Annotated in this window: 11 protein-coding genes; all 11 read left to right on the top strand. The window is 71.7% G+C overall.

Annotated elements, in window-relative coordinates:
• Nucleotides 1-93 precede the first annotated feature (93 nt).
• The 11 genes from ACIQGQ_RS31280 to ACIQGQ_RS31230 all read left to right on the top strand — a co-directional run bounded on the left by ACIQGQ_RS31280 (nt 94) and on the right by ACIQGQ_RS31230 (nt 13,028).
• Nucleotides 94-1,197 carry a pyridoxal-phosphate dependent enzyme gene (locus ACIQGQ_RS31280; protein WP_402402129.1) on the top strand — a complete coding sequence of 368 codons (1,104 nt, stop codon included), beginning with the start codon at nt 94-96 and terminating at the stop codon, nt 1,195-1,197.
• Nucleotides 1,194-2,444, top strand: a complete 1,251-nt coding sequence (locus ACIQGQ_RS31275) for an ATP-grasp domain-containing protein (protein ID WP_402402126.1) — start codon at nt 1,194-1,196, stop codon at nt 2,442-2,444. The genes ACIQGQ_RS31280 and ACIQGQ_RS31275 overlap by 4 nt, the downstream gene beginning before the upstream one ends.
• Nucleotides 2,437-3,690, top strand: a complete 1,254-nt coding sequence (locus ACIQGQ_RS31270; RefSeq protein ID WP_402402123.1) for an acetyl-CoA carboxylase biotin carboxylase subunit family protein — start codon at nt 2,437-2,439, stop codon at nt 3,688-3,690. The genes ACIQGQ_RS31275 and ACIQGQ_RS31270 overlap by 8 nt, the downstream gene beginning before the upstream one ends.
• Nucleotides 3,668-4,918 carry an MFS transporter gene (locus ACIQGQ_RS31265; RefSeq protein ID WP_402402120.1) on the top strand — a complete coding sequence of 417 codons (1,251 nt, stop codon included), beginning with the start codon at nt 3,668-3,670 and terminating at the stop codon, nt 4,916-4,918. The genes ACIQGQ_RS31270 and ACIQGQ_RS31265 overlap by 23 nt, the downstream gene beginning before the upstream one ends.
• Nucleotides 4,915-6,315: a diaminobutyrate--2-oxoglutarate transaminase family protein gene (locus ACIQGQ_RS31260; protein WP_402402118.1), complete on the top strand. Its 1,401-nt coding sequence runs from the start codon at nt 4,915-4,917 to the stop codon at nt 6,313-6,315. Before ACIQGQ_RS31265 ends, ACIQGQ_RS31260 begins: the two co-directional genes overlap by 4 nt.
• A 269-nt stretch (nt 6,316-6,584) precedes the next feature.
• Nucleotides 6,585-7,763 carry an MFS transporter gene (locus ACIQGQ_RS31255; protein WP_402402115.1) on the top strand — a complete coding sequence of 393 codons (1,179 nt, stop codon included), beginning with the start codon at nt 6,585-6,587 and terminating at the stop codon, nt 7,761-7,763.
• Between the two features lie 59 nt (nt 7,764-7,822).
• A complete protein-coding gene (locus ACIQGQ_RS31250; RefSeq protein WP_402402112.1) occupies nt 7,823-9,019 on the top strand; it encodes a galactosyltransferase-related protein in 1,197 nt (398 codons plus the stop codon).
• A gap of 40 nt (nt 9,020-9,059) precedes the next feature.
• Nucleotides 9,060-9,755 carry an HAD family hydrolase gene (locus ACIQGQ_RS31245; RefSeq protein WP_402402109.1) on the top strand — a complete coding sequence of 232 codons (696 nt, stop codon included), beginning with the start codon at nt 9,060-9,062 and terminating at the stop codon, nt 9,753-9,755.
• Between the two features lie 45 nt (nt 9,756-9,800).
• Nucleotides 9,801-10,847, top strand: a complete 1,047-nt coding sequence (locus ACIQGQ_RS31240; protein WP_402402106.1) for an aspartate-semialdehyde dehydrogenase — start codon at nt 9,801-9,803, stop codon at nt 10,845-10,847.
• Nucleotides 10,844-11,953, top strand: coding sequence for an aspartate kinase (locus tag ACIQGQ_RS31235; RefSeq protein WP_402402104.1), 1,110 nt, complete (start codon nt 10,844-10,846; stop codon nt 11,951-11,953). Before ACIQGQ_RS31240 ends, ACIQGQ_RS31235 begins: the two co-directional genes overlap by 4 nt.
• A 52-nt stretch (nt 11,954-12,005) precedes the next feature.
• On the top strand, nt 12,006-13,028 hold the full coding sequence (locus ACIQGQ_RS31230) for a TauD/TfdA family dioxygenase (RefSeq protein ID WP_402402101.1): 1,023 nt from the start codon (nt 12,006-12,008) through the stop codon (nt 13,026-13,028).
• Nucleotides 13,029-13,069 lie beyond the last annotated feature (41 nt).

Here is a 13,069-nt window from a genome sequence, read left to right as displayed (position 1 = left end):
CGGGCCGCCCTTCCGGCCGGAACACGTTCCGCACCGGGCCCCGGAATTCCCCGCTCGCGTTCGGACGGCCGCTTCACAGAACAGGACGATGCCGTGTTCGATCACATCGCGGATGCGATGAAGAAACCCGATGTGGTCCGCCTGGACCGCAATCTCTACGTGCTGCGCTTCGAGATGATGAAACTCTATTCGGCGATCGAAGCGGTTCGACGGCTTCTGGCCGAAGGAGTCGTCCGTCCGGGCGACACCCTCATGGACAGCTCCAGCGGCACGTACGGCCATTCACTCGCCCTTGCCTGCCACAAGTTCGGAATGCAGTGCCGGATCGTGTGTTCGACGAAAATCGACGACAACATGCGCAGGCAGTTCGAAATGCTTGGGGCCCGGGTGGATCAGGTGGAAATACCGCCGGGACCCCTCGTCGACAAGATGGACCAGCGTGCCCGTCTCGACAGGGTTGCCGAGATCCTCGACACCGAGGAAAACGTCCACTGGATGCAGCAGTACCACGACGACGTGCACTACCTCGGCTATCAGGCATGTGCCGAGTTGTTGCACGGCGAATTCGGCGGCGGGCCGTTCAACCTGGTCGGCGGAGTGGGAACCGGAGCTTCCACCGGCGGCATCACCACATATCTGCGGGGAATGGGCGCCGATGTCACGCTCGTGGGCGTCCAGCCCTTCGAGAGCGTCACTTTCGGCAGCGATCCGGTCGAGGACCCGGTGGCCAGCATCGCCGGAATCGGCAGCCCCATCGTCATGCGGAACGTGCGCTACGAGCTCTACGACCGGGTGCACTGGATAGGTTTCGACAGCGCGGCGGCAGCCACGACCGCGCTGCTCCGGCACCACGCCGTCTACGCGGGCATGTCCTCCGGCTGCAACTACCTCGCCGCCACCTGGGAGGCCGCGCGCGCACCGGAGCGGCCCTGCGTGTTCATCGCCGCCGACACCGGGCACCGCTACGCGGACAACGTCTACGCGCGCGCCGAGGCTGACCGGGGCATCGAGGCCCTGGCCCCGAGCCGCATCGACTCCCTCGACCAGCTCTCCTTCCCGTGGTCGGTCATGGACTGGGAGCGCCGCGACTACCGACCGGCCGGCGCCGAGCGCCTCCGCACGACCCGCCACGCGCGGTACACCGTCGTTCCCGACGTCCCGCCCACCCCGTCGCGCAGCAAGGAGGTCCTGCTGTGAGTGCCTCGGTCCCCGCCCCCTCGGGGCGGAATCTCATCGTCCTCGAATGGCTCCAGTTCGGTCTGGGCCGGCTGGTGGAAGCCGCCGGACGGGAAGGACTCATCGTCCACCTGCTGACCGGTGACCGCCAGGAGTACACCCACGAGCTCTCCCGCATCGACAGCCCGCTCCTCGTGGTCCACGATGTGGACACCCACGACGTCGGCGAGGTCGTCGCGGCCGCCCGGCGGATCGGCGACCTGGCGGGACTGCTCAGCACCACCGACACCTGGAGCCTGGTCTCGCTCGCCGCCCGCGAGGAACTCGGGCTGCCGGGGCAGCCCGCCGAGGCCGTACGTCTGGTGCGGGACAAGGCGCGACTGCGCAGGCACCTGCACGAGCACGGGCTGTCCCGTTCCGCCGGCTCGACGGTCACCGACACGGACGACGCGTCCGCCCTGGCGTCCCGGGTCGGCCTCCCGCTGATCGTCAAGGACAGCTCCGGCACCTCCAGCGAGCACGTCTGGCTGGCCCGCACCCACGACGAACTCACCCGGGTGCTGGCCGAGATGCGCAGCTGCACCCTGCGCGGCGCCCCCACCGCCGAGCCGTACTTCCTCGGACCGCTGTACAGCGTGGAGACCCTCACCTGGAAGGGGCAGACCCGGGTGATCGGCCTCAACAGCCGCATCATGTCCGCACCCCCGGCCTTCCGCGAGGAGGCACTGGGCTTCCCGGTGCGGCTGCCCGACGGAGCCGCGGAGGAGCTCACGCGGTGGATCGAGAACGTGCTCAAGTCCGTGGAGTACGAGGAAGGCTTCGCCCACACCGAGTTCATCATGCAGGAGGACGGCTTCGAGGTCGTCGAGATCAACCCCCGGCTCGCGGGTGCCCTGGTCGGCGAGGCGATCTCGCAGTCCCTGGACATCAACCTGTACGCGGCGTTCGTCGATCTCGCGCTGCGCCGCCGTCCCGCCCTCCTGGACGCACCCCTGACCCCGCGCCGGGGTGTCGCCCAGGTGCTGCTCTACCCGGAGCGACCGGGCGTCCACCTCGGCTACGAGGGCATCGAATCCCTGGCCGCGCATCCGGGCGGTCCCGCGCTGTACACCTCGCTGCCCCCGGGCACCCGCGTCCGCACCGTCACCAACCAGGACGGTTGCGTCGGCGTGCTCCTGGCCACCGGTGCCACCAGCGAGACGGCCCTGCAGAACGCGCTCTCCGCCGCGGGCGAGGTACGCATCCTGACGGGAGACGACGATGCCTGAGCACAAGCCGCATCTCCTGGTCCTCAGCGGCTGGGCGGGAGTGCCGGAGGTGGCACTCGCCCTCGGCTTCGAGGTGAGTTTCATCGGGGACACCACCGAGTTCTCCGAGGCCGACCGCGAGGTCCTCGCGCGCTGCCGCTCCGTCCACGAGATGCCGGCGGACCAGACCGCGGCCGTGCTGGCCGCCGCCCGCCGCATCCACCGGGAGATGCCCCTCGAGGCCGCCGTCTCGTTCGGCGAGTTCGGCACCGAGAGCTCCGCCGTCGTCGCCGACGCCCTGGGTCTGCGCGGGCTCTCCCTGCGGACGGTGGCCATCACCCACTACAAGGACCTGATGCGCACCGCCCTGGCCGGGCATCCCGAACTCGCCCTCGCCTGGGCCCGCGTCCCGGACGCGGCGGCACTCCGCGAGTTCCACGCGCGCCACGGGGTGCCGCTGGTCGTCAAGCCGGTCTCCGGAGCGGGCAGTGTGGGTGTGCGCCAGCTCCTCACCGGAGCGGAGCTGGACGAAACGCTGGAGGACACCGCCTTCTGGCACGACGGCCCCTACCTGGCCGAGGAGTTCGTCCCGGGCGACGTGGTCTACAGCGTCGAGACCGTCACGCTGCACGGCCGGCACAGCATCGCGGGGGTCTCCGCCGGGCGGCTGCGCACCCATCCGAACCTGGCGATCACGGAGATCTCCGTTCCGCCCGCTCCCCCGTACGACGATCCCCTTCCGGAGATCCACCGGACGGTGCTGGCCTTCCTCGACGCGATCGGGCACGACTGGGGGCTGACCCACACCGAGGTCAAGATCAGCGCGGACGGCCGTCCCGTGATCATCGAGTCCCAGCCCCGGATCGGGGGCATGCGCATCTTCCGCATGGTCGAGCACGCCACCGGTGTGGACGAGATCGGCACGATGCTGCGCAGCCTGCTGCCGGGCGGTACGGACACCACCTCGCCGCACCTGCCGCCGTACACGGCGACGGGCATGTGCCTGTCCCTGATGCCCCCGCGCAAACGGGTCCGCCGCACCGCGGACCCCGAACTGCTCCGGGACATCGAGGGCGTCAAGGACTTCGAGATCGACATCCGGCCGGGCCTGGTGCCGGCCCCGGTGATCGACAACTCGGGCGGGCGCCCCGGACTCATCTGGCTCCGTCTGCCGGACCACGCGGCGGCCGAGCCGGTGAAGAAGGAGATCTCCCGCACCTACTGGGTGGAATTCGAGGACGGCGATGTCTGGCATCCGTCGTTCTGAGCTGTGGGCCGACATGGCCCGCCTCCCCTGGACCCTGCGGTTCCTGCTCGTCACCTCGTTCGTCATGCCCCTGGGCAGTTTCATGGTCCTGCCGTTCCTGGCGATCCTGCTGCACGACCGGCTGGGGATGGCGATGGGCCCGGTGGGGCTGCTGCTGGGGGTCACCTCCTTCCTCCAGTTCGCCGGGGCCCTCGGTGGCGGCCTGGTCGCCGAACGGGTGGGCTACAAGCGCTCGATGGTGACCGGGCTCGCCGTGCGGACGGCCGGCTTCACCCTGTTCGCCGTCGGCCTGGACAGCCCGGCGCTGGCCGTCACCGCCGTGCTGGTCACTGCTCTCGGCGACACGCTGTACTCCCCCGCCAACAAGGCGTACCTGGTGTCGGAGGTGCCCGAGGAACACCGTCCGGTACTGCTGTCGGTGAACAACTCGGCCCTGAGTTCCGGAATGGCCCTGGGGACCCTGGTGTCCGGTCTCCTGATCTCGCGGATGCCCCTGCTCGTCTTCTCCGTCGTCGCCGTGATGTTCGCGACGATGACACTGGCGCACCTGGTCCTGCTGCCCGCACCGCACGGGACCACCGCGTCCGTCCGCGTGCGGGCCGGACGCGGCGACTGGGCGCGGGCCTTCCTGACCGCGCCCGCCCTGGTCGCCCTGGCGACCGCTTACGTCTACTGGTACTTCCAGAACTACCTGGGCGTCTTCGTCACCGCGACCCACTCGACGGTGCTCTACAGCACGGCGCTGGTGCTCAACTGTGTCCTGGTGGTGATCGGCCAGCCCCCGGCGGCCCGTCTGATCGGCCGACTCGGCTACTCCCGGGCCGTGCTGGTCGCCTTCCCCGCCCTCGCCCTCGGCTTTCTCGCCCTGGCCCGGCCGGGGGTCGCCTTCGTCCTGCTCGGGACGGTGGCGATCAGTGTGGGCGAGGGGGTGCTCTTCCTCAAGAACGATCTGGAGGCGCTGAAAACCGTGCCGGACCGCCCGGCCCTCGCCATCGGCAGCCAGCGCCTGGCCCTGGGCGGCGGCTCCCTCCTCAGCGGGATCGTCGGCGGGCAGCTCTACGCCGTCGGCCAGTCCGCCGGCTCCCCGGCGCAGTTCTGGCTGTACGCCGCCGGGCAGGCCGTCGTCGTCGGGGTCCTGGTGGTCGCGGTCACCCGCCGACGCCCCGCCGGACAGCCCCCGCACCTCCCCGAGCCCGCCCTCCCGACGCCCTCCAGGAGCCCGTCATGACCCTGTCCACTCTTTCCCCCTCCCCCGTTCCCGTCCGCACACCGCACCCCACCGGACCGTCGGTGCGGGGCCCACTGCCCGGGCCGCGCAGCGCCGAGCTGCTGGAGCGCCAGAGCCGGCGCGAGTCCAACGCCCGTACCTACCCCCGGCGGCTGCCGTTCGCGGTCCGCCGCGCCCGGGGCAGCTACCTGGAGGACCTCGACGGCAACGTCTTCCTCGACTTCCTCAGCGGCGCGGGTGTCCTCCCCCTGGGGCACAACCCCCCGGAGCCCCTGGAGGCGGCCCACCGGCAACTCGACGAGTTCGTCCACGGGTTGGACTTCCCCACTCCGGTGAAGGACGAGTTCACCGGCCTGACCCTCGGGATGCTCCCCGAACCGATGCGTTCCCGCACCAGGATCCACTTCTGCGGTCCCACCGGCGCCAACGCCGTCGAGGCCGCCCTGAAGCTGTGCAAGACGGCCACCGGGCGCACGGACGTGGTCACCTTCCAAGGGGGGTTCCACGGCAGCTCACTGGCCACCCTGTCCGTCACCGGGCTGGTCTCGCAGAAGGCCCCCGTGGGCGGCCGGATGCCCGATGTGCACTTCTTCCCCTACGCGCACTGCCACCGCTGCCCGCTCGGGCTGGAGCGCGACTCGTGCTCGGTCAACTGCGCCGGCTTCCTGGAACGTTCCCTCACCGACGCCAACGGGGGGCTCCCGCTCCCGGCGGCCGTGGTACTGGAGCTGGTGCAGGGCGAGGGAGGCGTGATTCCCGCCGATCCCGAGTTCGTACGGCGGCTGCGCGCGGTGACCCGCGAGCTGGACATCCCACTGATCGTGGACGAGGTCCAGAGCGGCTGCGGACGCACCGGTACCTGGTTCGCCTTCGAGCAGTACGGCATCGAGCCCGACGTCGTCGTCGCCTCGAAGGCGTTGAGCGGCCTGGGCCTGCCCGCGGCGGTGATCCTCTACGACGAGCGGCTCGACGTGTGGCAGCCCGGCGCGCACAGCGGCACCTTCCGCGGCAATCAGGCGGCCTTCGCCGCGGGGGTGGCGACGATGAAGGTGTTCGACAGGGACGACGTCCTCGCCAATGTGCGGGCGCGCTCCGTCCAGCTCATCGGCCGGCTGAAGGAACTGCGGGCGCTGACCCCGCAGGTCAGCGACGTACGGGGGCTGGGGCTGATGCTCGGCGTCGAGCTGGCGGACCCGGTGACCGGGCGGCCCTCCTCCGGTCTGGCGCTGCGGGTCCAGCGCGAGGCGCTGCTGCTCGGGCTGGTCATCGAGCTGGGCGGCCGGGACGACGGTGTACTGCGGCTGCTGCCCCCGCTCAACTGCACGGAGGCGGAGGTGGACATCGCGGCGGACATCCTGCGCACCGCCCTGTCCCGGGCCCTTTCGGCGGCCGGCTGACACCGCCGCGTGCGGCTCACCCACCCGGCCGGAAACGTGCTTCATCTTGCTGCACCCGGCCCTCTGCTTCCTGCATTCCTCTTTTCGCCCCCTTGTCCAGCGGCAAGGATCGAAGGAACACCCCCACACCACCGAATCTCCCGTCCCGCTCCAGCATTTCGCCCCGGTCCGGCGAATGCCGAGGCCGATTTCCCGGAGTTCACGAAATGGTCCGCGAAAAAGAATCCGTCCCGAGCCCCGCACGGCTCCGTTCGGCCCGTGTCGCTCTCATGGGTGTCTTCTTCGTCAACGGCACTCTCTTCGGCACCTGGGCCTCCCGGGTTCCCGACATCAAGGAACAGGTCGACGCGAACAACGGGATCCTGGGTCTCACTCTCCTGGGCATCGCGTTCGGCGCCCTGCTCTCGAAGCAGGTGGCCGGCCAGCTGGTCACCCGGACCGGGAGCCTTCCGGTCACCCGGGTGGGCGCCGCGCTCTCCTGTCTGGCGCTGCTCCCTCCGGCGTTCGTCCGCGGACCGCTCGGGCTCGGCGTGGCGCTCGTCCTCTTCGGGGCCGCCATGGGGCTGCTGGACGTGGGGATGAATTCCCACGGCGTCGAGCTGGAACGGCTGCGCGGGCGTCCGGTCATGTCCTCCCTGCACGCCTCGTTCAGCGCCGGTGGACTCGCCGGTGCGCTCGTCGGAGGGCTCACGGCGGCGGGCGGCATCGGACCCCGTGCCCACTTCGCGCTGGTGGCGGTGGGCCTCGGCGCGCTGGCCGCGGCCGCCTCGACCCGTCTGCTGCCGGCCCCCGCGCGGCCGGCCCGGCGGGAGGAGTCCCCGCGCGCCTGGGTTCCGGTGCCCCGGCGGTTGCGGTTCCCGCTCACCCTGCTGGCCGTCACGGGGCTGTGCGCCGCGGCCGGGGAAGGGGCGGCGGCCGACTGGAGCGCGCTGTACCTCCACGGGGAACTGGGGCGCTCGACCGGCTTCGCCTCCCTGGGGTACGCGTTGTTCTCGGTGGCGATGGCGGCCGGCCGGCTGGCCGGTGACGGACTGACCGCCCGCTGGGGCGCGGTACGCACCGTGGTGTTCGCGGCGGCGCCGGCCGGTGTCCTCTTCGGGATCGCGCTCGCCTCCGGCGACGCGTTCCTCGCCCTGTGCGGGTACACGGCGCTGGGGCTCGGGCTGTCCGTGGTCGTGCCCGTGGTCTTCTCCACCGCGGGAAGCCTGGGCGGCGAGCAGTTCGGCCCGGCCCTCACCTACGTCTCCAGCATCAACGGCACCGGGATGCTGATGGGCCCGCCCCTCATCGGATTCGCCGCGGAAGCGGTCGGGCTCCGCGCGGCGCTCGGGCTCGTCAGCCTGCTGGCCGTGCTGTCGGCCGTCCTGATGTGCGCCTTCGCCGCACAGCGCCGCGGAAATCCCCCGCACACCGCGCCCGCACCCGATTCCGCGGCCGCCGGGGCATGAGCGCCGCACGGAAAGCGGAATCAGAAGAGCTGATCCAGAGAATTGAAGGGTAGAGAGAATTGTCCGGCATCCAGCCCACCGATCCACGTGTCCTCGCCACGGCGGTCGCCGACATTCTGGTCGTCGCCGCGGACCCGGAATCCCGTCGCGCCTGCGTCTTCTTCTGGGAGAAATACCGGCCGCTGTTCCTGGAGGTGGAACGGGCCGCGGAGGAGCTCGACGACCCGCGGCTGCGCTCCCTCGCACGGGAGCTGCGCTCCGATCCCGAGAACCCGGGCCGTCATCGGGCCCTCGTCGAGGCGCTCGCGGCGGCCGATCCGAACGCACCCGCCACGGCGGCCCTGTTCGATGCGGCCTGGCGGGCCGAACGGGACAACCGCCTAGGGCACCACCTCGGCAGCCGCCACCGCGCCGACGGGGTCGCGGTGAGCCTCGACGAGCTGCGGGCGACACCGCCGCGCCAGGCACCGGCCGCCGCACCGGACGCGCCGGTCCTCGTCGTGATCCCGTTCCGGGACCGCGACACCGGTGGGGTCCGGGCACGCAATCTGCTGGCCTGCCTGCTGTCGCTCGGCGACCAGTCGTTCCCCCGCGACCGGTTCCGGATCACCGTCGTCGAGTCCGACGAGCAGCCCCGCTGGCGCGAGGTCCTCGAACCGTACGTCGACCACTACCTCTTCGCCCCGAAGGCGGACACGTTCAACAAGTCCTGGGCGGTCAACGTCGGAGTAATGCTCACCGGGGAGGCGGCCGAGGTGATCTGCGTCCTGGACGCCGACGTCCTCACCGACCGCGACTTCATCGCCCGCAACGTCGCCCGGCTCAACCGCCCCGGCACCGGGGGACACCTCCCGTACCGGGACATGCTCGGCATGACCTCCGCGTCCACCGCCCACGCCGTGCGCCGGCGGGTACTGGAGGGCGCGGCCGGGGCCGATCCCGAGGAGGTACGGGGCTTCGTGGTGCGCCGTCCGCCCGGTGCCTGTGTCTGGGTGCGTGCGGGTGTCTTCCGGCAGATCGGCGGGATGGACGAGCGGTACGAGGGCTGGGGCGGTGAGGACACCGACTTCGCCTACCGGATGGACTTCGCCGCGGCCTTCGACAACTTCGACGACCCGCTGCTGCACATGAACCACCCGCCCGCCGCGGTCCTGCGGGAGGACGGCGAGCTGGTCAACGCCCACATCCCCTGGCTGAGCTGGGCTCCGCGGGAGCCGATCGGCCGGATCGACCGCTTCGCACCCGTTCCCCGCTGACCCGGTCCCCGGACCCCCTCTCGTCGACGAAGGATCTCCCATGTCCGTCAAAGGCTGCATGTTCGACTTCTCAGGCACCCTCTTCCACCTCGAAAGCGCCGAGGAGTGGCTGAGCGCCGTCCTCACCGAGGCGGGCGAGAACGTCTCCATGGACGAGGTGCGCCGCTGGGCGGAACGGTTGCGGAGCATCGGCGCGGTGCCCGGCGGTCCGGCGCCCCGCGACGTGGACCCCGCTCTGGCGCGGCTCTGGCAGGAGCGGGACCTGGACGCCGCCCGGCACCGGAAGGCGTACACCGGTCTGCTGCACGCGGCCGGGCTGCCCTGGCCCGAGCTGACCGACGCGCTCTACGAGCGGCACATGACCGCCCCCGCGTGGCAGCCGTACCCGGACACCGAGGAGGTGTTCACCGCCCTGCACGACGCCGGCGTGGACATCGCGGTCATCAGCAACATCGGCTGGGACCTGCGCCCCGTCTTCCGCGCCCACGACCTGGACCGGTTCGTGGACGCGTACGTGCTCTCCTACGAGCACGGCATCCAGAAACCGGACGCCGAACTCTTCCGTATCACTCTCGCGCTCCTGGACGTCGACGGCACCGAAGCGGCGATGGTCGGTGACGACCGGGTGGCCGACGCCGGCGCGACCGATGTCGGTGCCACCGTGCACTTCGTCGACGCCATGCCCGTCGCCTCGCGGCCGAGCGCCCTGCGTGACCTCCTGCCCGTCCTGCGGTGAACTCCCCGCCCACGCACCGTTCCGCGACTCCACGAAGGGAACACCATGCCGCACACCCCGTACGACACCGACGCCCCGCGCATCGCGCTGGTCGGAGCCACCGGCGCGGTCGGCCGGACACTGATCGACCTGATCGAGGAGCGGGCCTTCCGCTACCGGGAGATCCACCTCGTCGCCTCGCCCCGCTCGGAGGGCCGCGTCCTGACGGTGGACGGCCGGGAGCATCGCGTGTCGGCCGTCGACACCTTCGACTTCTCCACCGTCGACCTGGCCTTCTTCTCCGCCGGGAGCGAGGTCAGCAGGAAGTGGGCGCCGGCGGCGGTGGCCCGGGGGGCGCTGGTCATCGACAACACCAACGCCTTCCGGATGGACCCGGACACCCCGCTCGTCGTACCGCAGGTCAACGCGGAAACGCTCGGCCGCCGCCCGGTGAGCGGCATCGTCGCCAATCCCAACTGCTCCACCATCCCGCTGGTCCGGCTGCTGCGCCCGGTCGAGGACCGCTGGGGCCTGCGCAAGGTGGTGGTGAGCACCTACCAGGCGGCCTCCGGCAGGGGGCACTCCGGAACGGCGGAGCTCCACGAGGCCACCCGCGCCGCGCTGGAGGACCCCGCGAGCCCGGGGCCGGAGGTCGAGTTCAGCCCGACCCTCGCCTTCAACGTGGTCCCCTTCATCGACGAACTCCTGGACAGCGGCTTCACGATGGAGGAGCAGAAGATGCTCCAGGAGTCCCGCAAGATCCTCGGTCTGCCGCATCTCAACGTGACCACGACCTGTGTGCGGGTGCCGGTGCTGAACGGGCACTCCGAGGCCGCCTGGGTCGAATGCCACGATCCGGTGAACCGGGAGGAACTGGTAGCCGCGCTGAGCGCCCTCCCCGAAGTCACCGTCCACGACCGCCACGTCCCGGGCGCCTTCCCCACCCCGCGCACCGTCGCCGAGGCCAACCACGTGCACGTGGGCCGTGTCCGGGTGAGTCCGCACGACCCGTGCGGCTTCTGGCTGTGGGTCGTCGCCGACAACCTGCGGATCGGCGCCGCCCTCAACGCGCTCCAGGCAGCCGAGGAACTCGTCGCCCGGGGCACGCTGTGATCCCCGGCGGCCGCCCCCTGGTGCTCAAGTTCGGCGGGTCCAGCTTCGCGACGCCCGGGGCGTACGGTGATCTGGCCCGCGCGCTCCACACCCGGATCGCGGCGTCCGGACGGCGCCTCGCGATCGTGGTCAGCGCGATGCCGGGCGAGACCGAGCGGCTCCGCGAGCGCCTGCACGAGGTGAACCCCCGCCCCGGGGACGACGGGGTGGCGGGCCTGCTCACCCTCGCCGACACGGTCAGCGCCCATCTCCTGGCGGCGGCGCTGCGCCGGCTGGGCCGCAGCACCACCGTGCTGGCCGGGCACGAGAACGGGTTCACCACCGACCGGACCTTCATGTGGGCCCGGCTCGAACAGATCGGCCCGGAGCCGCTGCGCCGTGCCCTCGCCGAGCACGAGGTCGTCGTCGTCCCCGGTGGCCAGGCCGCCGACGGCAGGGCGCGGCCCACCTGGCTGGGCAAGAACAGCTCCGACCTGTCCGCGGTCGCCACGGCCGTGGCGCTCGGAGCCACCGAGTGCGAGATCCACTCCGACGTGGCGGGCATCCACAGCTGCGACCCCAACCGGGTCACGGACACCCGGCTGCTGCGGGACGTCTCGTACGGCGATGCCGCCGCCATGTCGCTCCACGGGGCCAAGGTGCTGCACCACCGCGCCGTACGTCTCGCGGAGCGCCACGGGATCACGATCCGCTGCCGTCACAACCAGGAGCCGTTCCTCACCGGGACGGTCATCGGTCCCGGCGGTCCGGACGCCTCCGCGGTCGTCCTCAACCTCCGTTCCCGGGTGCTGGACTATCCGGACCGCGCCACGGCGGACCTGGCCCACCAGGCGTTCCTCGCCGACGGTGTGGAGGCGCTGCGCCCGTCGGACGGGGACGGCCACCGGGTGGCGGTGATCGGCGGCTACGTGGACCCGGAGGAGACGCAGCTGCGCCACGGCGTCACCCCGGGGCGCGTGAACGGTGTCCCGGTCACCGTGCTCCGCGAGGGAAGCGCACGGCTGCACACCGCCGAGGGCGAGGCCGCGGCCGTGCGGCTCGCGCAGCGGCTGCACGACGGCCTGGCCGCCGGGGCCGGGCAGGTTCCCACCCCGGCCCTCGCCTGACCGGGCCCGCACCGATCGCACCCGTACCCGCCACCACCGGAAGGACCACGCCATGACCGCACCCGCCTGCGAAGCGGCCTCCGTTCCCGCCACGCTCCTCACGGTCGACCTGCCGGACCCGGTACGCGACGCCCTCGGCGAGCGCCTGGCGTCGCTGCCGGGACCGGGCCGCGACATCGACTGGCTGATGACCCGCTACCTCCAGGTCTTCGCCCAGCTGCCGACCCCCGTGCTCCAGCAACTGCTCGACTTCGGGCGGCACGCGGACACCCCAGGGGTCGGCCACCTCCGCAACGCCCCGGTCGACCCCCGTCTGCCGCAGACGCCCGGCGACGGCGGGCCGAGCGCGGACAAAACCACCTTCGTCGCCGAGGGCGTGCTGCTCGGGCTCAGCGGGCTGCTGGGCGAGCCGGTCGGCTTCACCACGGAGAAGAACGGACAGCTGGTGCACGATGTCGTGCCGGTTCCGGGAGGGGCCATGTCCCAGACCAACCAGGGGTCCTCCGTCTTCCTGAACTTCCACAACGACATCGTCCACGACGCGAGCGGCCGGTACGACCTGGCCAGTCCGGACTTCCTGGTGCTGAGCTGCCTGCGCGCCGACCACGACGGGGTCGCCGGCACGTACTACGCCGACGCCCGCGACATCTGCCGCGCCCTGGACCCGGCGACCCTGGAGGTCCTGCGCAGTCCGCTGTTCCGGATGAACGCGCCCGGCAGCTACATCCGGGACGTGGCGCGCGGCGCCGAGGTGTTCTCCGACCCGGTGCCGATGATCAGCGGCCCCGAGTCCTCCCCCGAGGTCTCCGCCGCCGCCAACGGCATCCGCGCCGACGGGGCACGCGCCCGGGACGCCCTCGACCGGCTCCAGCAGGCGTGCCGGGCCGTCGCCCACGAGGTGTTCCTGCGCCCCGGCGAGGCACTGCTCATCAACAACCGCAAGGGCCTGCACGCCCGTTCGCCGTTCACCGCACGCTACGACGGCCGGGACCGCTGGCTCCAGCGGACGTACGTACGCCGCAGCCAGTGGCCCATCCGCCACCGTGCCGTCCCCGGCTCCCGGCGTCTGCACTGAGCCCGCCGGGCCGCTCCCGTCCACCGTGGTACCAGAAGGCG

Origin of the sequence: Streptomyces sp. NPDC092952 (assembly GCF_044754785.1) — a bacterium.
Taxonomy (GTDB): Bacteria; Actinomycetota; Actinomycetes; order Streptomycetales; family Streptomycetaceae; genus Streptomyces.
The sequence above is the reverse complement of the archived record's forward strand: the minus strand, read 5'-3'. Positions and strand labels throughout refer to the sequence as shown.